The sequence below is a fragment of the Sorangium sp. So ce362 genome, from assembly GCF_051519845.1.
Taxonomy (GTDB): Bacteria; Myxococcota_A; Polyangia; order Polyangiales; family Polyangiaceae; genus Sorangium.
Window position 1 is genome coordinate 1,252,608 of the sequence record NZ_CP150332.1, and the last position, 23,309, is coordinate 1,275,916.

Annotated in this window: 9 protein-coding genes; 5 read left to right on the top strand and 4 right to left on the bottom strand. The window is 74.6% G+C overall.

Features of this window, described 5'->3' with window-relative positions; genetic code table 11:
• Nucleotides 1-12 precede the first annotated feature (12 nt).
• The 3 genes from WMF17_RS05035 to WMF17_RS05045 all read left to right on the top strand — a co-directional run bounded on the left by WMF17_RS05035 (nucleotide 13) and on the right by WMF17_RS05045 (nucleotide 16,434).
• A complete protein-coding gene (locus WMF17_RS05035) occupies nucleotides 13-7,749 on the top strand; it encodes an SDR family NAD(P)-dependent oxidoreductase (RefSeq protein ID WP_437648433.1) in 7,737 nt (2,578 codons plus the stop codon).
• Nucleotides 7,750-7,760: 11 nt separating this feature from the next.
• The gene (locus tag WMF17_RS05040) at nucleotides 7,761-15,653 is read left to right on the top strand and encodes a beta-ketoacyl synthase N-terminal-like domain-containing protein (protein WP_437648435.1); all 7,893 of its coding nucleotides are present in this window, start codon (nucleotides 7,761-7,763) and stop codon (nucleotides 15,651-15,653) included.
• A 265-nt stretch (nucleotides 15,654-15,918) separates the two neighbouring features.
• The gene (locus WMF17_RS05045) at nucleotides 15,919-16,434 is read left to right on the top strand and encodes a hypothetical protein (RefSeq protein ID WP_437600801.1); all 516 of its coding nucleotides are present in this window, start codon (nucleotides 15,919-15,921) and stop codon (nucleotides 16,432-16,434) included.
• A 192-nt stretch (nucleotides 16,435-16,626) separates the two neighbouring features.
• Here WMF17_RS05045 and WMF17_RS05050 read toward each other — a convergent pair whose 3' ends face one another.
• Complete coding sequence (locus WMF17_RS05050) at nucleotides 16,627-16,848, bottom strand: YdcH family protein (protein ID WP_437600802.1); 222 nt, start codon at nucleotides 16,846-16,848, stop codon at nucleotides 16,627-16,629.
• Nucleotides 16,849-17,184: 336 nt separating this feature from the next.
• Here WMF17_RS05050 and WMF17_RS05055 point away from each other — a divergent pair, with 336 nt between their 5' ends.
• Nucleotides 17,185-18,384: a tetratricopeptide repeat protein gene (locus WMF17_RS05055; protein WP_437648437.1), complete on the top strand. Its 1,200-nt coding sequence runs from the start codon at nucleotides 17,185-17,187 to the stop codon at nucleotides 18,382-18,384.
• A gap of 53 nt (nucleotides 18,385-18,437) precedes the next feature.
• Here the strand turns inward: WMF17_RS05055 and WMF17_RS05060 are convergent, their stop codons facing one another.
• The gene (locus WMF17_RS05060) at nucleotides 18,438-19,571 is read right to left on the bottom strand and encodes a vWA domain-containing protein (protein ID WP_437648439.1); all 1,134 of its coding nucleotides are present in this window, start codon (nucleotides 19,569-19,571) and stop codon (nucleotides 18,438-18,440) included.
• 439 nt (nucleotides 19,572-20,010) lie between these two features.
• On the opposite strand from WMF17_RS05060, the gene WMF17_RS05065 reads away from it, so the two are divergent.
• Nucleotides 20,011-21,567: a hypothetical protein gene (locus WMF17_RS05065; protein ID WP_437648441.1), complete on the top strand. Its 1,557-nt coding sequence runs from the start codon at nucleotides 20,011-20,013 to the stop codon at nucleotides 21,565-21,567.
• Between the two features lie 109 nt (nucleotides 21,568-21,676).
• Here WMF17_RS05065 and tmk read toward each other — a convergent pair whose 3' ends face one another.
• Complete coding sequence (gene tmk, locus WMF17_RS05070; protein ID WP_437600806.1) at nucleotides 21,677-22,378, bottom strand: dTMP kinase; 702 nt, start codon at nucleotides 22,376-22,378, stop codon at nucleotides 21,677-21,679.
• Nucleotides 22,379-23,269, bottom strand: coding sequence for a pantoate--beta-alanine ligase (gene panC, locus WMF17_RS05075; protein WP_437648443.1), 891 nt, complete (start codon nucleotides 23,267-23,269; stop codon nucleotides 22,379-22,381).
• Nucleotides 23,270-23,309: the final 40 nt, after the last annotated feature.

The window sequence follows — 23,309 nt, forward strand, 5'->3', positions numbered from 1 at the left end:
CTGAGGTCCGTCATGCACCCTTCGTCCTCGCGTATTCCGCCCATCGCTGTCGTCGGCGTGAGCGCCATCTTCCCGGGCTCGCTCGACGCTCACGGCTTCTGGCGCGACATCCTCGCTGGAACCGACCTCATCACGGACGTCCCGAGCACCCACTGGCTGATCGAGGACTACTACGATCCCGATCCGTCCGCCCCGGACAAGACGTACGCGAAGCGCGGCGCCTTCCTGAGGGACGTGCCGTTCGATCCGCTCGAGTGGGGCGTCCCGCCCTCGATCGTGCCGGCCACGGACACGACGCAGCTGCTCGCGCTGATCGTGGCCAAGCGGGTGCTGGAGGACGCGGCGCAGGGGCAGTTCGAGTCGATGAGCCGCGAGCGGATGAGCGTGATCCTCGGCGTCACCTCGGCGCAGGAGCTCCTCGCCTCGATGGTGAGCCGGATCCAGCGGCCGGTCTGGGCGAGGGCGCTCCGGGACCTCGGGTATCCGGAGGACGAGGTGAAGCGCGCCTGCGACAGGATCGCGGGCAGCTACGTGCCCTGGCAGGAGTCCAGCTTTCCGGGCCTGCTCGGCAACGTCGTGGCCGGGCGCATCGCGAACCGGCTCGACCTCGGCGGGACGAACTGCGTGACCGACGCGGCGTGCGCGTCGTCGCTGTCGGCGATGTCGATGGCGATCAACGAGCTCGCGCTCGGCCAGTCCGATCTCGTGATCGCGGGCGGCTGCGACACGATGAACGACGCCTTCATGTACATGTGCTTCAGCAAGACGCCGGCCCTGTCGAAGTCGGGCGACTGCCGCCCGTTCTCGGACAAGTCCGACGGCACGCTGCTCGGCGAGGGCATCGGGATGGTGGCGCTCAAGCGGCTCGACGACGCCGAGCGCGACGGCGACCGGGTGTACGCGGTGATCCGCGGGATCGGCTCGTCCTCGGACGGGCGGAGCAAGAGCGTGTACGCGCCGGTGCCGGAAGGGCAGGCCAAGGCGCTGCGCCGGACCTACGCCGCCGCCGGGTACGGCGCCGAGACCGTGGAGCTCGTGGAGGCCCACGGCACCGGGACGAAGGCCGGCGACGCGGCCGAGTTCGAGGGCCTGCGCGCGATGTTCGACGAGTCGGGGCGCGCCGATCGGCAGTGGTGCGCGCTCGGCAGCGTGAAGTCGCAGATCGGCCACACAAAGGCGGCCGCCGGCGCGGCGGGCCTGTTCAAGGCGATCATGGCGCTGCACCACAAGGTGCTGCCGCCGACCATCAAGGTCGACAAGCCGAACCCCAAGCTCGAGATCGAAAAGACTCCTTTCTATCTCAACACCGAGGCGCGGCCGTGGATCCGCGCGGGCGATCACCCGCGGCGGGCGTCGGTGAGCTCGTTCGGCTTCGGCGGCTCGAACTTCCACGTGGCGCTGGAGGAGTACACGGGCCCGGCGCCGCGGGCGTGGCGGGTGCGGTCGGCGCCGGCGGAGCTCGTCCTCTTGTCGGCGGACACGCCGGCGGCGCTCGCGGACCGCGTCCGGGCGCTGGCGAAGGCGGCGGAGACGCCCGAGAGCCTGCGCTTCCTGGCGCGGGAGTCGGCGCTCTCGTTCGACGCGTCGCGGCCCGCGCGGCTCGGGCTGTGCGCGACGGACGAGGCGGATCTCCGGAAGAAGCTGGAGCAGGTCGCGGCGCACCTCGGGGCGAAGCCCGAGCAGGCGCTCGCCGCGCCGCTCGTGCACTACGCGAGCGGGGAGGCGCCGGGGCAGGTGGCGTTCCTGTTCCCGGGGCAGGGGAGCCAGTACCTCGCGATGGGCGCCGACGTGCTGATGACGTTCGACGCGGCCCGCGAGGCCTGGGACGCGGCGGCGGGCGTGTCGATCGCGGACGCGCCGCTGCACGAGGTGGTGTTCCCGCGGCCTGTGTTCTCGGACGAGGACCGCGCGGCGCAGGAGGCGCGGCTCCGCGAGACGCGGTGGGCGCAGCCCGCGATCGGCGCGACGAGCCTCGCGCACCTCGCGCTGCTCGGGGCGCTCGGGGTGCGGGCGGACGCGCTCGCGGGCCACAGCTTCGGCGAGATCTCGGCGCTGCACGCGGCCGGCGCGCTGTCCGCGGCGGACCTCCTGCGCGTCGCCCGGCGGCGCGGCGAGCTGATGGGCGCGGCGTCGTCCGAGCGGGGCGCGATGATCGCGGTGCCGCGGGCGATCGACGAGGTGCGGGCGATCGACCTCGGCGACGTGGTTGTCGCGAACCACAACGGCCCGAAGCAGGTGGTCCTGTCGGGCTCGGTCGCGGCGATCGAGGCGGCGGAGAAGCGGCTCTCGGGCATGGGGATCCAGGCGCGGCGCCTCGACGTGGCCGCGGCGTTCCACTCGCCGCTCGTGGCGGAGGCGAGCGCGCCGTTCCGCGAGTTCCTGGCGGGCATCGCGGTGCAGGCGCCGGGGGCGCCCGTGTACAGCAACGCGGAGGTCGAGCCCTACCCGGGCGACGGCGACGCGGTGCGCGATCGGCTGGCGCGGCAGCTCGCCGAGCCGGTGCGGTTCGTGGAGGAGATCGAGCGGATGTACGCGGCCGGGGTGCGCACGTTCGTGGAGGTCGGGCCGGGCTCGGTGCTCACGAACCTCGTCGGCGACATACTGAGCGGGCGGCCGCACCGCGCGGTGGCGCTCGACCGCAAGGGCAAGCACGGCGTGACGAGCCTGTTCGAGGCGGTGGCGCGGCTCGCGGTGGCCGGGGTGCCGCTGGACGCGCGGGTCCTCTGGGACGGGTTCGCGGCGCCGGTGGACCCGCGGGCGCTGCCGAAGCCGAAGCTGGCGCTGCCGATCAACGGCAGCAACTACGGCAAGCCGTACCCGCCGCAGGGCGGGGCGAAGGAGCTGCCGAAGGCGAGCGCGGGGCGGCCGGCGCAAGAGACGGCGCGGGCGGCAGCGAGCGCGTCGGCGCCGGCGGGGAGCGCGTCGGGGCCGGTGGTGCGCGCGTCGGTGCCCGCAGTGAGCGCGCCGGTGCCGGTGGTGCGCGCGTCGGGGCCGGTGGTGAGCACGTCGGCCGCGGTGGTGCGCGCGCCGGAGCCCGCAGTGCGCGCGTCGGTCGCGGTGGTGCGCGCGCCAGAGCCCGCAGTGAGCGCGTCGGCCGCGGTGGTGCGCGTGTCGGTGCCGGCAGGGAGCGCGTCGGCGCCCGCAGTGAGCGCGTCGGCGCCGGCAGTGAGCGCGCCGGGACCGAGGATCGTGAGCACGTCGGCGCCGGCAGTGAGCGCGTCGGCGCCGGCCGTGAGCGCATCGCGGCCGGCCGTGAGCGCGTCGGTGCCCGTGGCGAGCGCGTCGTGGCTCGCCGCTTACCAGGAGGCGCAGCGCGCCACGGCAGAAGCCCACAGCGTGTACCAGCGCACGATGGCCGAGACCCACATCGCCTTCCTGCAGGCGGCCGAGGCCTCCTTCGCAGGGCTCGCCGCGCTCGCGACCGGCGCTTCGTACCCGGTCGCTGCCACGGCGGCGCCCGAGGCGTGGCCTGCGCCCGCGCTCCTCGCGCCGGTGCATCGAGGGCCGGTCTCGGAGGCGGCGCTGGGGCCCGCAGCGGCGCAGGCCCTGCACAACGGCGGGGGCAGAGGCAGCGCGATCCACGACGGCCTGAACGGCACCGGCGGGCAGCATCACGCGGCGCTGACCGCGGCGCCGGCCGTGGCAGCGAAGGCGGCGGTCGCGACGCCCGCGGCGCCGGCCGTGGCAGCGAAGGCGGCGGTCGCGACGCCGGCGGCGCCGGCCGTGGCAGCGAAGGCGGCAGTCGCGACGCCCGCGCCCGCGGCGCCGGCCGTGGCAGCGAAGGCGGCGGTCGCGACGCCTGCTGCGCCCGCCGCGGCGACGCAGGCGGCCGTTGCCGCCGCGCCGGGCGTCGATATCGAGCGGATGGTCCTCGAGGTGGTCGCCGACAAGACGGGATACCCCGTCTCCATGCTCGGGCTGCAGATGGAGCTGGAGAGCGATCTCGGGATCGACAGCATCAAGCGGGTGGAGATCCTGTCCTCGGTCCGGGACCGGACGCCCGGGCTGTCGGAGGTCGACGCCTCGGCGCTGGCGCAGCTGCGCACGCTCGGGCAGGTCGTCGACCACCTCCGCGCTTCGATGCCCGCCGCCGCACCGGCGGCCGGCGCCAGGCCGGCTGTGGCTGCTCCCGCCGCCGCAACGGCGCCCGCAGCCGCAGCGCCGGCTGGCGCTGCGGCGCCCGCGGCGTCCGACGTCGAGCGGATCGTGATGGCGGTGGTCGCCGAGACGACGGGCTACCCGGCCGAGATGCTCGGGCTGCAGATGGAGCTGGAGAGCGATCTCGGGATCGACAGCATCAAGCGGGTGGAGATCCTGTCGGCGGTGCGGGATCGCACGCCGGGGCTGTCGGAGGTCGACGCCTCGGCGCTGGCGCAGCTGCGCACGCTCGGCCAGGTGGTCGACCACCTCCGCGCCTCGCTGCCCGCCGGGACGACAGCGACCGGCGCCAGGCCGGATGCCGGCGCTCCCGTCTCGGCAACGGCATCCGCCGGCGCTGCGGCGCCCGCAGCGGCCGAGGTCGAGCGGATCGTGATGGCGGTGGTCGCCGAGACGACGGGCTACCCGGCCGAGATGCTCGGGCTGCAGATGGAGCTGGAGAGCGATCTCGGGATCGACAGCATCAAGCGGGTGGAGATCCTGTCGGCGGTGCGGGATCGCACGCCCGGGCTGTCGGAGGTCGACGCCTCGGCGCTGGCGCAGCTGCGCACGCTCGGCCAGGTGGTCGACCACCTCCGCGCCTCGCTGCCCGCACCCGCGCCGGCGGCCGCCGCCAGGCCGGCTGTCGCCGCCCCCGCCGCGGCGCCTGCGGCCACGCCGGCCGTCGCTCCCGCCGCTGCGGCGCCCGCGGCGTCCGACGTCGAGCGGATCGTGATGGCGGTCGTCGCCGAGACGACAGGCTACCCGGCCGAGATGCTCGGGCTGCAGATGGAGCTGGAGAGCGATCTCGGGATCGACAGCATCAAGCGGGTGGAGATCCTGTCGGCGGTGCGGGATCGCACGCCGGGGCTGTCGGAGGTCGACGCCTCGGCGCTGGCGCAGCTGCGCACGCTCGGCCAGGTGGTCGACCACCTCCGTGCCTCGCTGCCCGCAGCCGCGCCGGCCGGAGCTTCCGCCGCGGCGCCCGCAGCCGCGCCGGCCGGAGCTTCCGCCGCGGCGCCCGCAGCGGCCGAGGTCGAGCGGATCGTGATGGCGGTGGTCGCCGAGACGACGGGCTACCCGGCCGAGATGCTCGGGCTGCAGATGGAGCTGGAGAGCGATCTCGGGATCGACAGCATCAAGCGGGTGGAGATCCTGTCGGCGGTGCGGGATCGCACGCCGGGGCTGTCGGAGGTCGACGCCTCGGCGCTGGCGCAGCTGCGCACGCTCGGCCAGGTGGTCGACCACCTCCGCGCGAGCCTCGGCTCCGCCGCCGGCGACGCCCCGGCGACGCCCGCCGAGGCGCCGCCCGTCGCGCAGCTCGGCCGGTGGACGCTCGTCGAGGCGCCGGCGCCCGCCGCCGGCCTGGCGATGCCCGGCCTCTTCGACGCCGGCACCGTCGTGGTGACCGGCCACGACACGCTCGGCCCCGCGCTCGTCGCCGCCCTCGCGGCCCGCGGGATCGCCGCCGAGCACGCCGCCGCCGTGCCCCGCGGCGCCCGCGGCGCCGTGTTCCTCGGCGGCCTCCGCGACCTCGCCACGGCCGACGAGGCGCTCGCCGTCCACCGCGAGGCGTTCCTCGCGGCCCAGGCGATCGCGGCGAAGCCGGCCCTGTTCGTCACGGTCCAGGACACCGGCGGCGACTTCGGCGTCGCCGGCTCGGACCGCGCCTGGGTGGGCGGACTGCCAGGCCTCGTGAAGACCGCGGCGATGGAGTGGCCCGAGGCGTCCTGCCGCGCGATCGACATCGAGCGCGACGGCCGGCCCGCCGCCGAGCTCGCCGACGCCATCGTCGCGGAGCTCCTGTCCGGCGGCGTCGAGCTCGAGATCGGCCTGCGCGCGGACGGCCGGCGCACCACGCCGCGCAGCGTCCGGCAGGACGCGCAGCCCGGGCCGCTCCCGCTCGGGCCGTCCGACGTGGTCGTGGCGAGCGGCGGCGCCCGCGGCGTCACCGCGGCGACGCTGATCGCGCTCGCCAGGGCCAGCCGCGCGAGGTTCGCGCTGCTCGGCCGCACCGCGCTCGAGGACGACCCGGTCGCGTGCCGCGGCGCCGACGGCGAGGCCGCGCTCAAGGCGGCGCTCGTCAAGGCCGCGTCCTCCGCGGGCCAGAAGGCGACGCCGGCGGAGATCGGCCGCCAGGTCGCGAAGATCCTCGCCAACCGCGAGGTCCGCGCGACGCTCGACGCGATCCGCGCGGCCGGCGGCGAGGCCCTCTACGTCCCCGCCGACGTGAACGACGCGCGCGCCGTGGCCGCGGCGCTCGACCAGGTGCGCCGCGCCCTCGGCCCGGTCACCGCGATCGTCCACGGCGCGGGCGTGCTCGCCGACAAGCTCGTCGCCGAGAAGACGGTCGAGCAGTTCGACCGCGTGTTCAGCACGAAGGTCGACGGCCTCCGGGCCCTGCTCGGCGCGACCTCGGGCGACCCGCTCAAGGCGATCGTCCTCTTCAGCTCGATCGCGGCGCGCACCGGCAACAAGGGGCAGTGCGACTACGCGATGGCGAACGAGGTCCTGAACAAGGTCGCCGCCGCCGAGGCCGCCCGCCGCCCGGGCTGCCGCGTGAAGTCGCTCGGCTGGGGGCCCTGGCAGGGCGGCATGGTGAACGCGGCGCTCGAGGCGCACTTCGCGCAGCTCGGCGTGCCGCTCATCCCGCTCGCCGCCGGCGCGAAGATGCTGCTCGACGAGCTCTGCGACGCCTCGGGCGACCGCGGCGCGAGCGGGCCGGGCTCCGCTTCGCCCGGCGCGGTCGAGCTCGTGCTCGGCGCCGAGCCGGCGACGCTCGCGGCCCCCGAGCATGGCCGGAGGGTCGCGCTGGCCGTCCGCGCCGACCGCGCGACGCACCCCTACCTCGGCGATCACGCCATCAACGGCGTGCCCGTCGTGCCGGTGGTGATCGCCCTCGAGTGGTTCGCCCGCGCCGCGCGCGCGTGCCGGCCGGATCTCGTCGTGACCGAGCTCCGCGACGTGCGGGTGCTGCGCGGGATCAAGCTCGCGGCGTACGAGTCGGGCGGCGAGGTGTTCCGCGTCGACTGCCGCGAGGTGAGCAACGGCCAAGGCGCGGTGCTCGCGGCCGAGCTGCGCGGGCCCCAGGGGGCGCTGCATTACGCGGCGACCATCGAGATGGGGCAGGCCGAGGGGCGTGTGGCCCCGAAGGGCCCGGCCCTGCCGGAGCTCGGCCCGTGGCCCTCCGGCGGCGACCTGTACGACGGCCGCACGCTCTTCCACGGCCGCGACTTCCAGGTGATCCGGCAGCTCGACGGCGTGAGCCGCGACGGGATCGTGGGGACGGTCGTGGGCCTGCGCGAGGCCGGCTGGGTGTCCCAGCCGTGGAAGACCGACCCGGCGGCGCTCGACGGCGGGCTGCAGCTCGCGACGCTGTGGACGCAGCACGTGCTCGGCGGCGCCGCGCTCCCGATGTCCGTGGGCGCGCTGCACACCTTCGCCGAGGGGCCGTCCGACGGCCCGCTGCGCGCGGTGGTGCGCGGGCAGATCGTGGCCCGCGACCGCACCAAGGCGGATATCGCGTTCGTCGACAACGAGGGCACGCTCGTCGCCGAGCTGCGCGACGTGCAGTACGTCCTCCGCCCCGACACGGCGCGCGGCCAGGCGTGATCGAGGCAACCGTGTTCGAGCCCATCGCCATCGTCGGCCGCGGGTGCGTCCTGCCGGGCGCGCTCCACCCCGCGGCCCTCTGGGACAACGTGCTCGTCGGCAGGGACCTCGTGTCCGGCGCCCCCGACGGCCGCTGGCGCCTGTCGCGCGAGCGCGCGCTCGCCGGCGGCGCGCGCGACGTGCGCGACGTGAAGGACCGCGCGTGGAGCGACCGCGGCGGCTACGTCACCGGGTTCGACGAGCACTTCCGCCGCGTGCTGGCCGGGGACCCGTTCCCGCGGCGCAGCGGTCCGCCCGAGTCCCTGCTCGCGCTCGACCCGCTCTTCCAGTGGGTGCTCTACGCGGGCCGCGAGGCGCTGCGCGAGGCCGGCCACGAGGGCCGGTCCGACCGCGCGGGCGCGGTGGTCGGGAACCTCTCGTTCCCCTCGTCGGCGATGTCGGCGTGGTGCGAGTCGACGTGGCTCGGCGATGTCGCCGGCGTCGCGCGGCCCGATCCGCGCAACCGGTTCATGTCTGGGCTGCCTGCCCACCTGCTCGCCGACGCGCTCGGCCTGGGGGCCGGGGCGTTCGCGCTCGACGCCGCGTGCGCGTCGTCGCTCTACGCGATCGCGCTCGCCTGCGAGCGCCTGCAGGACCGCGAGGCCGACCGGATGCTCGCCGGCGCGGTGTGCCGGTCGGACGATCTCTTCATCCACATCGGGTTCTGCGCGCTATCGGCCATGAGCCGCACCGGGCGCAGCCGCCCGTTCTCGTCGGAGGCCGACGGCCTGGTCCCGGCGGAGGGCGCGGCGTTCGTGGTCCTCGAGCGCCTGGCCGACGCGGAGGCCGCGCGCAGGCCCATCCTGGGCGTGATCCGCGGGATCGGCCTGTCGAACGACGGCCGCGGCCGCGGCCTGCTCGCGCCGGCGGTCGAGGGGCAGCTGCGCGCGATGCGGGCCGCGTACGCCATGGCCGACCTCGATCCCGGCGAGGTCTCGCTCCTCGAGTGCCACGCGACGGGCACCCCCCTCGGCGACGCGACCGAGATCGCGACCCTCACCGAGGTGTTCGGCCCCCGCGAGGTCCCGCTCGGCTCGCTCAAGTCGAACCTCGGTCACCTCGTCACGACCGCCGGCGCGGCCGGGCTCCTCAAGCTGCTCGGCGCCATGGCGGCGGGGGTCCGCCCGCCCACGTTGCACGCCGATCCGCTGAGCGACGCGGTGGCCGCGAGCCCGTTCCGGGTGCTGCAGCGGGCCGAGCCGTGGGAGGGCCGGCGGCTCGCGGGCCTGTCGGCGTTCGGGTTCGGCGGGAACAACGCCCACCTCCTCGTGGAGGCGTACGAGCCCGCCTCGCCGAAGGGGCGCGCCGCCCACGCCACGCACGCCGCGTCGCACCCGGCCGCGTCGCGCCCCGCCCCGGCCGGGCCCCCCGCCCCGGCGGGTCACCTGGCCGTTGTGGCGATGGGCCTGTGCGTCGGTGAGCTCCGCGGCGTCCGGGCGTTCGCCGAGCCGCTCCTCTCGGGCGGCGGCGCGGATCCTCGCCGCGCGACCGTCGCGCTGCCCGCGGATCGCCTCCGGTTCCCGCCGCGCGATCTGCAGCAGGCGCTCGCCCAGCAGACGCTGCTGCTCGAGGCGGCGATCGAGGCGACCGAGGGGCTCGCGCTGCCGCGCGACCGCACCGCCGTGCTCATCGGCATGGGCGCCGACACCGAGGTGTGCCGGTACATGACGCGCTGGCGGGTCGCCGAGACGGCGCCGGCGCGGCTCGGTCCGTCGGTCGACGTCGGCGCGCTGCGGGATTCGATCATCCCTGCCCTCCAGGCGGCGGGGGTCGTCGGGAACATGCCGAACATCCCGGCGAACCGGCTGAACAGCCAGCTCGACGTCGGCGGACCGTCGTTCACGATCGCGGCCGAGGAGCTCTCCGGGCCCTGGGCGCTGCGCGTCGCGTCCCGCGCCCTGCGCGCCGGCACCGTGGACGCCGCGATCGTCGGCGCCGTGGACCTCTCGTGCGAGCCCGCCCACGTGGCCGCGCTCGAGGCGCTCGGCGTTCACCTGCCTCCCGGCGACGCCGCGGTCGTGCTCGTGCTCGAGCGCCTCGACGACGCCGTTCGACAGCGGCACCCGGTCCTGGCCGTGGTCGTGGACGAGCCGGCCGACCCCGGGCTCGTGCTGTCGGCCACGGATCTCGCGCCGCGGTTCGGTCATGCGCACGCCGCCTCCGGCCTGCTGCATGTCGCCGCCGCGGTGCTCGCCTGCCGTCATGCCCGGAAGCCCGACGGAACGCCGTGGACCGACGACGTCCGCGTCGCCGAGGTCCGCTGCGCCGGCCTCGGCGGGGGCTCGCTCTCGGTCCGCATCGGGGCCGGCGGTCCGGCCGCGCCGCTCCCGCCGCCACGATCGGCGGAGGGCCCGGTGCTCACGCTCCCCGCCCACCCGCCGGCGATCGTCGTACCCGGCGCGGCCTCCTGCTCATCCCCTGGAGACTCCATGGAACCTGCGCCGCCTCTGCCGTCCGCTCTCGACGACCTGCCGCCGCTGTACCCCGGGCCCACGGGCTTCTCTGCCGCCGACGCGCCGCCTCCGCCGTCCTGGGACGAGCCGCGGCCGGTCGGGCCGGAGCTCGTCGGGGCCCCTGCCGCCGACCTCCCGATCGAGCCGTCGCCGCTCGCGCCGGCGCTCGTCGAGGCCGCGGCCGTGTACCTCCCGAACGAGCCGCTGCCGGTCGCGCCGGCGCTCGTCGAGGCTGGAGCCGTGGACATCCCGGGCGACGTGATCGTCGGTGCGGCGGCGTTCACCGTTCAGCTGGCGCGGATCCACAGGGAGTGGGCAGAGCAGCAGGCCCAGGTCCACCGCCGGTTCCTGCAGATGCGGCAGCGCGCGCTGGACTCGCTCGTCCAGGCCTCGTCGGGCGCGGCCGCGGTGGTGCATGCGACGCCCTCGGCGCAGGTCTCCCGCGTCGCCCCGGTCGGCGCCGAGTCGCCGCGCCCCGTCGAGTCGCCGCGCCCGATCCGGGTCGAGTCGCCGCGGCCGATCGAGGCGCTGCGCCCCGTTGAATCGCCGCGCCCCACCGCTGCGCCGCAACCGCCGCCGCGGCCGGTGGAGACGCCGCGCCCGACCCGCGCCGAGCCGTCGCGCCCCGCCGCCGCGCCGCCGCCTTCGCCGCGCCCCGCCGCCGCGCCGCCGCCTTCGCCGCGCCCCGCCGCCGCGCCGCCGCCTTCGCCGCGCCCCGCCGCGGCTGCCCTCGCGCCGCGGGGCCCCCGGTTCAGCCGCGAGCAGCTCGAGCGCCTCGCCTCGGGCCGGATCTCCGACGTGTTCGGCCCGCTCTTCGCCCGGCAGGACGGCTATCGCCGCCAGGTGCGCATGCCGATGCCGCCGCTGCTCCTCGCCGACCGGGTCACCGGGATCGACGCCGAGCCCGGCTCGATGAAGCTCGGCACGATGTGGACCGAGACCGACGTCCGGTGGGACTCCTGGTACCTGCACGACGGCGCGATGCCGGCCGGCATCATGATCGAGAGCGGCCAGGCCGACCTGCTGCTCATCAGCTGGCTCGGCGCCGACTTCGAGAACAAGGGCGAGCGCGTCTACCGGCTGCTCGGCTGCGAGCTCACCTTCTACGGCGGCCTGCCGCGCCCGGGCGACACGCTCGTCTACGACATCCACGTCGACGGGCACGCGAAGCACGGCGACGTCCGCCTGTTCTTCTTCCACTACGACTGTCGCATCGGCGGCGAGCTGCGGCTGAAGACGCGCAAGGGCCAGGCCGGCTTCTTCACCGACGAGGAGCTCGCGAGCTCCGGCGGCGTCCTCTGGGACGCGGACACCGCCGAGCACGCGGCGACCGCCCGCCTCGATCCGCCGCGGATCGCCTGCCAGAAGTCCGCGTTCGACCGCGCCGACCTCGTCTCGTTCGCGGCCGGCGACGGCGCGGCGGCGTTCGGCCCCGGCTTCGAGCGCCTGCGCACCCACGTCAGGACGCCGCGGATCAGCGCGCCGCCCATGCTGTTCTTCGAGCGCATCGACGTGTTCGATCCCGCGGGCGGCCCGTGGAAGCGCGGTTATCTCAGGGCCACGCTGCCGATCACGAAGGACGGCTGGTACTTCGAGGGCCACTTCAAGGACGACCCGTGCATGCCGGGCACGCTCATGTTCGAGGGCTGCCTGCAGGCGCTCGCGTTCGCCATGGCGGCGATGGGCTTCACGGTAGACGCGGACGGCTTCCGCTTCGAGCCGGTGCCGGAGATCCCCTACCTGCTCCGCTGCCGCGGCCAGGTCGTCCCGACGAGCCGGCAGCTCACGTACGAGGTGTTCATCGAGGAGGTCCACGACGGCCCGCACCCGACGGTGTTCGCCGACTTCCTGTGCACGGTCGACGGCCTCAAGGCGTTCCATGCCCGCCGCGTGGGCCTGCGCCTGAGCCCGGACTGGCCGCTCTCGAGCTCCCCCGAGCTCCTCGACGGCCACGTCGAGCCGAAGCCGGTCGCGCGGGTCCCCGGGTCCAAGCTCGGCGCGCCGCCGCCCGACGGCGCCGGCTCTGACGACGCGCACGCCGGCGGCTTCCCGTTCGACTACCGGAGCCTGCTCTCGTGCGCCTGGGGCAGGCCGTCGGACGCCTTCGGCCCGCTCTACCGCAGGTTCGACGAGGGCCGGCACGTCGCCCGGCTCCCGGGGCCGCCGTACCACTTCATGAGCCGGGTCCTCTCGGTCTCGAGCCCCATGGCCGCGATGAAGGCCGGCGCGAAGGTCGAGGTCGAGTACGACGTCCCGGAGGACGCCTGGTACTTCGACGAGAACGCGAGCCTCACCATGCCGTTCGCGGTGGTGCTCGAGGCCGCGCTCCAGACGTGCGGCTGGCTCGCGAGCTACGCCGGCTGCGCGCTCTCGAGCGAGGGCGCGCTGTACTTCCGCAACCTCGACGGCAAGGGCACGCTGCGCGGCGAGGTCCTGCCGGCCGCGGCCGGCGGCGCGCTGCGCACGACGTCGCGGCTCACGAACCTCTCGCGGTCGGGCGGCATGATCATCCTGGCGTTCCGGGTCGAGTGCAGCCTCGGCGGCGCCCCGGTGTACGACCTCGACACGGTGTTCGGCTTCTTCCCGAAGGCCGCGCTCGCGACGCAGATCGGCATCCCGCCGAAGCCCGAGGAGCTCGCCGCGCTGGAGGCGCCGTCCGATTTCGAGGTCGATCTCCGCGAGCGCCCCGCGCGTTACTGCGGGGACAAGCTCGGGCTCGCGCGGCCGTCGCTGCTGATGATCGACCGCGTCGATGGCCTGTGGCAAACCGGCGGCCGGAAGGGGCTCGGCCGGCTGCGCGCGCAGCGGGACGTCCAGGCCTCGGAGTGGTTCTTCAAGGCCCATTTCCTGGGCGATCCGGTGCAACCCGGCTCGCTCGGCATCGAGGCGATGCTGCAGACGATCCAGTTCTGGATGCTGCACCACGACCTCCACGCGGGCCTCGCCGATCCGCGGTTCGAGCCGGTGATGACGGGGCACGAGCACTCCTGGCGCTACCGCGGCCAGGTGCTGCCGAGCAGCCGGCGGGTGACGGTCGAGACCGACATCCTCGAGGTCGGCCGCGACGACCGCGGGCCCTTCGTCATCGCCGAGTCCTACCTGTGGGTGGACGGCCTCCGCATCTACGGCGCGACGCTCGGCGTGCGGATCGTCGACGGCGCTCCGCCGCCCCGCGCGCGGCGCGACGTCGGCTTCGACGTCCGCGGGAACGCGCGCCACCTCGCCTCGCTCCCCGGCGCCGTGCTCCGGGGCCAGGGCCCTCGCCTCCAGCAGCAGCCCGCGGGGCGGGCCGCCCCGTCGCCGGAGGCCGAGGACGCCGAGGAGGTGCTGGATCCGGCCGGCTGGGTGGCGGACCACTGCCCCACCTGGACGCTCCCGGCGCTCCCCGGCATGAGCATGGTCGACCGGCTGGCCGGCGCCGCTTTGCGGGCGCGCCCGGGGAGCGTGGTCGTGGCCGTGGAGGACGTTGTTGTGCTCCGCTGGCTGCCCGTGCCGGGGCCGGTGCGCGTCAAGGCCGAGGCCACCGGCTCCGGCGATGTCCTCGACGTGCGGCTCCTCGCGTGGCGCGAGGCCTCGAACCCGGCGCTCTCGCGGTTCGAGCCGGTGTGCACCGGCCGCGTGCGGGTGGCCGGCGCGTACCCGCCCGCCCCCGCGCTGGAGCCGGCGCTCGACGCGCCGGAGGCCGACGATCCGTACGCGGTGGGCACGCTGTTCCACGGCCCGGCGTTCCGGTACCTGACCTCGCTGCGGCTCGGCGCGCGCGGCGCCTCGGCGGTGCTCGATCCCGGCAAGGGCTCGGTGCCTCCCGGGGCGCTGCACCAGGGCATGCTCGACGCGCTGACCCACGCCATCCCGCACGACCGGCTGTTCCTGTGGGATCCGGAGAGCCCTCCCGCCCACATCGCGTTCCCGTCGCGCATCCCGTCGCTCCGCCTGTTCGGGCCGTCGCCCGACGCGCCCGTGCGCATCGAGGTGCGCTACGAGGGCCGCGAGGATCGCTTCGTCTCGTTCCGGGTGCAGGCCATCGCGGGGGCCGGCACGGCCGCCGGGGAGCGCGTCTGGCTGGAGCTCCGCCTCGTCGAGGTGCTGATCCCGCAGGGGTCTGTCGGCGGCGCGCCGCCCGGGATCCGCCGGGCGTTCCTGCGCGACCGCGCCCCGGTCGACCTCGGCGTCTCGCGCGTCGACGCGGCGTCGGGCGAGGCGCGCTGCGGTCCGGCCGACGTGCGCACGATGGACTGGATGCCGGGCACGGTGGCGCACCTGTACGCCGCGTCGGGCGATCTCGTCGAGGCGGCGGCCGTGAAGGATCACGTCGCGCGGCGCGCCGGCGTGCACCCGTCGACGGTCTCCCTCGCCGGCGTCTCCTCGGCGCAGCCGCTGACGCGCTGGCCGTTCGATGTGGCGCGCGAGGGCTCCGAGGTCGTTGTCCGCGACGCCGGCCCGCCGGTGATCGACATCGAGCCTGTGCGCCGCTACTGGGGCGCGGCCATGGGCCTCGGCCGGTGGCCCGCGGAGGACCTGTACTTCGGCCTCATCGAGCGGTTCATCCGCCGGGTGCACATCGCCGACCCCGCGGCGTTCCGCGCCGTGAAGGGCCGGAGCCTGCTCTACGTCGGCAACCACCAGGTCGCCGTGGAGTCGCTGCTCTTCGGCATCGCCGTCTCGGGCCTCACGGGGGTCTCCACGGTCACGCTGGCCAAGGCCGAGCACCGGGCGACGTGGCTCGGCACGATGCTCGCGCACTGCTTTGCGTACCCGGGCGCGCGCGATCCGAAGGTGATCACGTACTTCGATCGCGAGGACAAGGCGTCGCTCGGGGGCATCATCGCGGAGCTCGGGGCCGAGATGCAGGGCTCCGGCAAGGGGGTGATGGTGCACGTCGAGGGCACGCGGTCGCTCGAGTGCCGCACGCCGGTGCGCAAGATGAGCGGCGCGTTCATCGACATGGCGCTCGCGGTCGGCGTCCCGGTGGTGCCGGTGCGCTTCTCGGGCGCGCTGCCGCCGGAGCCGCTCGAGACGCGGCTCGAGTTCCCGCTGGGCATGGGCGTGCAGGACATCTGGATCGGCCGCCCGCTGCTCCCCGAGGAGCTCGCGGGGCTGACCTACAAGGACCGCAAGGACCTCGTGATCAGCGGCATCAACGGGCTCGGCCCGAGCAACGAGGTCGAGCAGCCGTTCCCCGGCGACCCGGCGTTCGCGGCCTCGGTGGACGCCTGGGTGGCGGAGGCGGGCGTCGCGCACGAGGACGCGACCGTCTTCCGGGTGCTGGAGGCGTGCGCCGACCCGACGCCCGAGACGGCCGCGATCCTGGAGGCTGGGCGCACGGGGCGGCTCGTTCCCCCCGACGCGCGGCGGGCGGACTGGCTGCGGACGCTCGCGGCGCGGCTCCTCGGCAGGCGGCTCGCGGGGTGAGCCGGGGCGGCTCTCCCCGCGCCCACCCCCTCTCTTCTCCGAACGCCGCCGCGACGGTGGCCGGCGCTGCGCCGGCGGCCGGGATCCCGGCCGCTCCCGGCGTTTCCACGGCTCACGCCTGCTTCCGCAGCGACTCCACGGCTCCGCGGATATCCTTCGCGATCTCCGCTCGGGCCGGTGGGGGCGCCCCGGGAGGCGGCGGCCGCCGCGCGGTGGGCTGCCTTCCCGCTTGATCGCGCCGCGACGCGGGAGATACCCTCCGCGCATGCGCCGCCTGGTCTCGTGCGTCCTTCTCCTCTCGTCTTTCGCCCTCGCGCCGGGTTGCGCGACCTACACGCAGGATCTCGATCGCGCCCGCAGCCACTACGAGGCGAACCGGTTCGAGCAGGCGCTTTCGCTGTTCCGCGTGCTCGAGCACGACATGGATTCGTTCTCGCTCCCGGAGCGGGCGCAGTACGCCTACCTCCGGGGCATGACGGACTACCGCCTGGCCGAGCTTGCGCCGCAGGGCACCGGTGTCGCCGATCCGCGCAAGGGCTACCGCGACAACGCGCGCCACTGGCTCGGGCTCGCCGCGGCGATCGAGAAGCAGACCCCCGGAGGCGTCACGAGCGAGCAGAAGATCCGCCTCACCGAGACGCTCGCGGATCTCAACCGCGACGTGTACGGCGGCGCCGAGGGGCTGCCGGAGACCGGCGCCGCGCACGACGCTGCGCCGCCGCCCGACGCGGCTCCTGGATCGCCGGCCGACGCGCCGGAAGCCCCGGCGCCCACGCTCTGACCTCGGCGCGCCGGCGTCCGCGGTCGTCGTGCCGCGGCGCGCTGGCGGCGCTGCGCCGCGCGCTGGCATCGCGCCGCGTGCGGCCGTCCCACCGTGTGGGTGCGCCGGATCGACTGGACAGCAACAGTGAGGGGGAGATGCGGGGCGGGGCGCCGTTCGTGGCGCTGGAGATCGTCGGTCCGTCGGGCTCCGCTACGAGAGCCGCTGGCGCAGGGACTCGATCTCGTCCTTCGCGGCGAGCTTGTGTTTCTTGAGCTGGGCTGCCTCCATCCTCTCCCCCGGTGTCAAGAACGCCCGCCGACCCAGCTGCCTGAGGCGCGAGTCGAGCTCGCGATGACGCGCTTCCGCCATGCTGAGCCGCTGCTCCGGGCCGACCGACGTCACCGCGCGAGGAGAGATGATCTGATGCTTCATGTACCCACCTCCAAGGCCCCACCACAGGGCCGTGAACCCTTCGAGAGCCCACAACAGGAACCCTCGTTTTGATCGTCGCTGGAGAGGAGACCGCCGCCGACGAGCTACGAGCCCAAACAGCGGCCTGTGGAACGAATGCGAGATTACCGCAACATGGCGGATCAATGCAGGCTTTTTGTCGGGCGGTACCCTCTGCAACGCCACGGAGCAGCAGCCGAAACAGGGGATTGCCCTAGTGCGCACAGCAATCCACCTCCGTTGCGGACGGCCAGACTGAGAGCTCCGTCCATGCACGAAGCGGAACAACCTCGAGCGTGGGGCTATTCTTCCCGGGCCATGTCGAGAACCAGCATCGCCCCGCACGCTCTCCTCACCCTTGCGGCGGTCCTTGTTTTCACAATATTCCAAGTATTCCTCGGTGGATGCACTTCGGAGGCCACGGCGCCGGCCCGGGCGCGTTCGCCGCAAGCGGCCTCGGCGCGCGCGCCTGTCGAGCTCGCACCGGTCGTCATATCGCCCTATTCGGACGCCGAGCTCGCGGCGGAGTTCGAACGGGCGCGCGCGCTGCTCCTGGCCGACGAGGCGCGCGAGGCGGCGCCCCTGTTCGATCGGCTGGTCCGTCTCGCGCCCGACGGCGAGGTCGCGCCGCCGAGCCTGTTCAACGCCGGGCTCGCGCACGAGGCGCTCGGCGACCGCGCGCTCGCGGCCGAGCGCTACCGCGAGGTCGCGCGGCGCTTCCCGGACCACGCGGTCGCGCGCGGCGCCCTCTTCCGGCTCGCGCGCGCGGCGGCCGCCCTCGAGCGGTGGCCCGAGCTCGTCGAGGTCTCGCGCCGCCTGCTCCGCCTCGGCGATCTGAGCGTGCTCGAGGCGATCGAGGCGCGCGGCGCCCTCGCGCTCGGCCTCGTCGAGCAGGATCTCGTGGATGAAGCGGCGCGTCAGGTCGGGCTCGCGCGCGATCTCATCGAGGCGCACCGGCTGGGCGAGTCGGGCAAGCCGCCGATCGAGCTCGCGCAGGTGAGCTTTGCGCTCGGCGAGGTGCGGCGGCGCCGGAGCGAGGCCATCACCTTCGTGCCGGTGCCGGCGAGCTTCGCCGAGGCGCTGGAGCGGCGCTGCCAGGGGCTGCTCGATGCGCAGGGTGCCTACACCGAGGCCATGCGGAGCCTCGACGCCCACTGGTCGGCGATGGCGGGCTACCGCATCGGGCAGCTCTACAAGGAGCTCCACCGCGACGTGATGCGGGTCCCGCCGCCGCCGAGCGCCGACACCCCGCGGAAGAAGCAGCTCTTCGAGGGCGCGATGCGCCTGCGCTACCGCGTGCTCCTGGAGAAGGGGCAGAAGATGCTCGCCGGCACCGTCCACCTCGGCGACCGCACCGGGGAGTCGTCGGGGTGGGTCCTCCGGGCCCGCGACGCGCAGCGCGAGATCGAGCTCGCGCTCGCCGACGAGCAGGCGGCGCTCGCGCGGCTCCCGTTCACCGAGGCCGAGCTCCTGGCCGCGCTCGACGCCTTGAAGACGGCGGCGCCGCGGCGGCCGTGAGCCCCGCGCCGCGCCGATCGTGAGCCCCGCGCCGGCGGCCGGGCGCGAGGCGCTCAGTTCAGCGTCGGCTCGCACCCGAAGAGCACGTCGAGCTTCGCCTGCACCTCGCGCTGCACGACCCCGCAGGAGGCGGCGCAGAGGATGATCTTCTTCGGGAGCAGCTCGTCGTCGTAATACCACCCTGGCCCCCGACCGCAGTCGGCCTCGTCGTCCGCCTTCGGGATCTCCAGCGCGCTGGAGCTCCCCGCCGCGAACCTGACCGCGACCCGGCTCGTGTCGAGGGTCGCGCCCGCGGGCGGCTCGGGGAGGAGGAGCTCGCACGGGAGCGCCGACGCGCGGATCTCGGCCATCTTCGCCGAGAACGCGGCGACGTCCGCGGTGACGTCGAACGCGCGCGCCGTCCCGCCGGCGGCGGCGATCTGGTCCAGGTTGGCCAGGGTCGCGCCTTCCACGGCGATGACGAAGGTCTGAACACCGTTGTAGTTGAGCGCCCGCTGCGCGATCTCCGCGGTGCTCGCGACCGTGTTTCCGGCGCACCCGGAGGGGTCGCCGTCGGTCGCGAGCACGACGATGACCTTGTGGGACGGGTTCGCGTCCTTGTAGGCGGTCGCGTTCGAGAGCACCCCCTGGAGGGCCGGGCGCATGGGCGTCCCGCCGCCCGGCGAGGTGCCCCGGATGGAGCCGGTGATCTCGGGCGTGTGCAGCGGCAGCTCGCCGATGGTGACCGCGAGCTGGTCGTAGGCCGTGTGGTCGCAGTCGTTCATTCCGTTGTTGCCCCGCGGGAAGTAGGTCAGCCCCACGTTCATCCCGGCGGAGGCGGCGTCGTTCACGAAGGTCGAGAGCGCGCTCGTGACGCCGCTCCATTTCGAGCCGAGCATGCTGCCGGAGCGGTCGAGCAAGATGAGCATATCGAGCGGCATGAGCGCGGCCGCTGCGCTCGTCTGTGCGCAGGAGGTCCCCTCGTCGAAGCCGCCCGCGCCGGTCGCGTCGAACCCTCCCGCGCTGAGCGACGCGCCTCCGCCCGTGCCGCTCGCCCCGAAGGCGCCGCCTCCGCCGCTCTCGGCGTCTTCCGGCGGGTCGGCGCGCGGGGGCCTCCTGTCCTCGGTGGCCGCGCAGCCGCCCGATGGAGCGGCCAGCCCGGCGGCGACGAGGAAAGGGGCAAACACGAAATGACGTCGGAAGGACATCTCTGCGCTCCTCTGCAAATGGATGCGACGTGGCTCGCGGCCGCGCGGGCTCCACGCGCGAAGTAGTCTGTCTATCGAGGGGTGGCCGAGCTCCGAGACGATCTCGTCAGCATAGTGCATCTCTCGATCGCGGGGCGATAGGGGCTCTCCGGTTTGTTGGCCTTGCTGGTCTCGTGATGTCTTCGCTCTCGTCGCTGTCTTTGCTTTCGCGGCTTCTCACGGCTCCTTGCAGCTCTCTTGTCCTCGCCCGCGCCGCCGGCGCGGCGCTCCTCGCCGCCGTCGTTCGTCGCCGTTCGTCGCCGTTCGTCGCCGTTCGTCGCCCTTCGTCGTCGCTGACCGTTCCGGGTGCTCGCGCGCCGGAACATCATGTTTCCTTGCGCAGCCGCGAAGGACGCGTAATTCCCACGAGGTGCGTCACGATTGCTGGAAAGAGGCGAACATGACTAGGTGGATTCCCTGGGTAATTGCCGCTGTCGCCCTGACGGATCTTGGCTGTTCGGCCGCGACGTCCGCTGGCAGCTCGGGCGCGGCGGGGGGCGGCGGCGGCGCTGCCGGGCCGGATGTCTCGAGCGGTGGGAGCGGCGGCGGGGCCGGCGCTCCGTGCCAGATAGACTGCTCGCTCGTCCCGACATCGCAGTGCATGACGGCCGTGTGCAACGAGGCGACGCGCGCGTGCGAGCTCGTCCCCAGCGCGGGCGGGGAGCCCTGCGACGACAGGGACGCCTGCACGGTCGGCGAGACGTGCGAGGACGGCGTCTGTCAGGGCGGCGCGCAGGAGGACTGCGGCATCGCGCCGGACGGCTGTCACCTCGTCACGTGCGTCGACGCGGGCGGCGAGCCCCGCTGCGGGGTGGAGGCGAAGGAGAACGGGGCGTCGTGCGCGACGGAAGACCGCTGCGTGCTCAACGCGGCGTGCGTGGACGGCGCCTGCGTCGGGACCCAGCGGGATTGCTTCTTCTTCCAAGTACCGGACTCCTGTCATATCGGCGCGTGCAACCCGGCCACCGGTGCGTGCGAGGCGGTCCCGGGGAACGAGGGGACGCCGTGCGCGGACTCCGGCGACCTGTGCAGGGTCGGCAAGACCTGCCAGAGCGGCCGCTGCGAGGGGGGCGTCCCCAAGGACTGCAGCGCGCTGAGCGTCGGGTGCGACGGTGGCGCCTGTGATCCGGGCTCTGGCAATTGCTATGCTGAGCCGATCGCGCCGGGCGGCGCCTGTATCTCCGGGACCGACGAGTGCAACCGTGGCGTCTGCGACGAGCACGGCGCCTGTATTTCCATCCCTACCCCCGGGGAATCGTGCTCCTCACAGACCGTCGGCTGCACGCGCGGCGTCTGCAGCGACGCCGGGGTGTGCACGCCGCGCCCGGTCCCCGACGGGGGCGTCTGCGTCGACAGCGACTGGTGCACCGTGGGGGAGTCCTGTCTGGCCGGCGTCTGCCAGGGCGGCGGCGCCGCGGCGGCGCCGGTTGTCTACTTCCGGGATACGTTCGAGAGCAACGCGGCCGGGTGGGAGCTCGGTCCGACCTGGCAGATCGGCGCGGCGGCGGCCTCCACCGGGCAGACCTACGGGCACGCCGATCCGGCGCTCGATCACACGGCGACGCCGGACAACGGGCTGGCCGGCGTGGTCATCGGAGGGAACGCCCCCCCCGGCGTCCACCCGTATTTCCACCTGACGAGCCCTGTCATCAACGCCGATGTCACGGGCGGCGTGTACCTGACGTTCTGGCGCTTCCTGAACAGCGATGAGGCGCCCCACATGACGAACCGGGTCGAGGTCTACGACGGCGTCCGGTGGGAGGTGCTCTTCGAGTCGGGGCCCTACCCCGGCGTCCGCGACTCGGCCTGGACGAAGATGCGCTACGACCTGACCCCCCACAAGAACGCGAGCCTGCGGATCCGCTTCGGCTACGAGATCGGGCGGGACTCCTTCGTCGACACCGTGTCGAGCTGGAACATCGACGACGTGGAGATCGCGAACGCGGCCTGTCCGTAGCGCGCGACTCGAGAGCTCGGACGACCGAGGCGCAGAGAGCGCGGAGAGACACGGACGCTCCGCGTCCTCCGCGGCTCCTCTCGGAGGCTCGATGAGCCGCCGCCCCGGCTCACCGCTCCACGAACGGCCCGAGCGCGGCGGTGATCGCGCGGGAGACCTCCTCGACCGGGCCACCCCCGTCGATGTGGATGACGCGGTCGCCCGGCACGAGCTCCTCCGCCCGCCGGTACGCCTCCGCGAGCCGCGCCTGCAGCTCGGTCCTCTCGAACAGCTCCTCTGCCCCCCCGCGGCCGCGGCGCCGCTTCTCGGCGATCTCGGGCGCCACGTCGATCACCACCGTGGCGTCGGGGCGCCGCGCGTGACGGTTAAGTATTCGGATCCATTCCAAAATTTCCTCTGGATCCCCGCCGTCGGCCGCCGTCGTGGACTGGTAGGCCAGGCTCGACAGGTCGTAGCGATCCGAGATCACGACGTACCCGTCGCGGAGGAGCGGCTCGACCTCGGCGCCGAGGTGATCGAGGCGGTCGGCCGAGAAGAGGAGCGCCATCACCTCGGCCTGGCGGGCGCTGGGCAGCGAGATCCGGCGGGTCAGCACCTGCCGGAGCAGCGCGCCCACCGGCCCGGCGCTCGGCTCGCGGGTGACGTGGACGAGGCGCCGCGCGGCCCTGAGGTGCGCCGCGTAGCGCTCGGCCTGCGTGCTCGTGCCGGCGCCGTCGATGCCCTCGAAGACGATGAAGACGCCGCCGCCGGTCTCTCCCGCCGGGCGCGGGGAGGGCGCGGGGCCCTCCTGCTCGGAGCTCCTCTTCGCCATCTAGCTGACCTCCTCGCCCGCTTTCGCGACGGGCGGCGCGTCCTCCCCGAGGACGACGTTGTCGATGAGGCGCGCCGTCCCGAGGCGGATGGCGACCGCGAGCAGGGCCCGGTCGCCGATCGCCGCTTCCTCGCTCCAGATCGTCAGCGACTCCGGATCGGCGAGCTCCACGTAATCGATGCTCGTCGCGACGGCCGCGAGGCGCGCGCGCGCGGGTCCGAGGAGCGCGGCGGGGCGCCGCTCGCCGCGGGCGAAGGCGCGGCACGCCTCGGCGAGGGCGAGCGGGATGGCGCGCGCCGCGCTCCGCTGCTCGGGCGACAGGTAGGCGTTCCGCGACGACATGGCGAGGCCATCGGGCTCGCGCACCGTCGTCGCTCCGACGACCTCGACCGGCAAGAACAGATCGGCGACGACCCGCCGGATCACCTGGAGCTGCTGGTAGTCCTTCCGGCCGAAGACGGCGACGCACGGGCCGGCGAGCGCGAGCAGCTTCGTGACCACGGTGGCGACGCCCTCGAAGTGCACGGGCCGGTGGACGCCGCAGAGCGGGGCCGCGGTCGCGCCGACGCGCACGCGCGTCTCCTCGCCGGGCGGGTACATCGCCGCGGCCTCCGGCGCGAACAGGCCCGAGGCGCCGGCCTCGGCGCAGGCGGCGCGGTCGCGCTCGAGCGTCCGCGGGTAGCGCGCGAGATCCTCGCCGGCGCCGAACTGCGTCGGATTGACGAAGAGGGTCACCGCCACGAAGTCCGCTCTCCGCCGCGCCTCCGCGATCAACGCGAGGTGGCCTGCGTGGAGCGCGCCCATCGTCGGAACGAGACCGACGCGGCGTCCCGCCGCGCGCGCTCGCTCGCAGGCGTGCCTCAGCTCGCCCGGATGTCGCCAGAAATCCATGGGCGGACCCTATCAGACCTGGGCTAAAATCGGAGCTTCG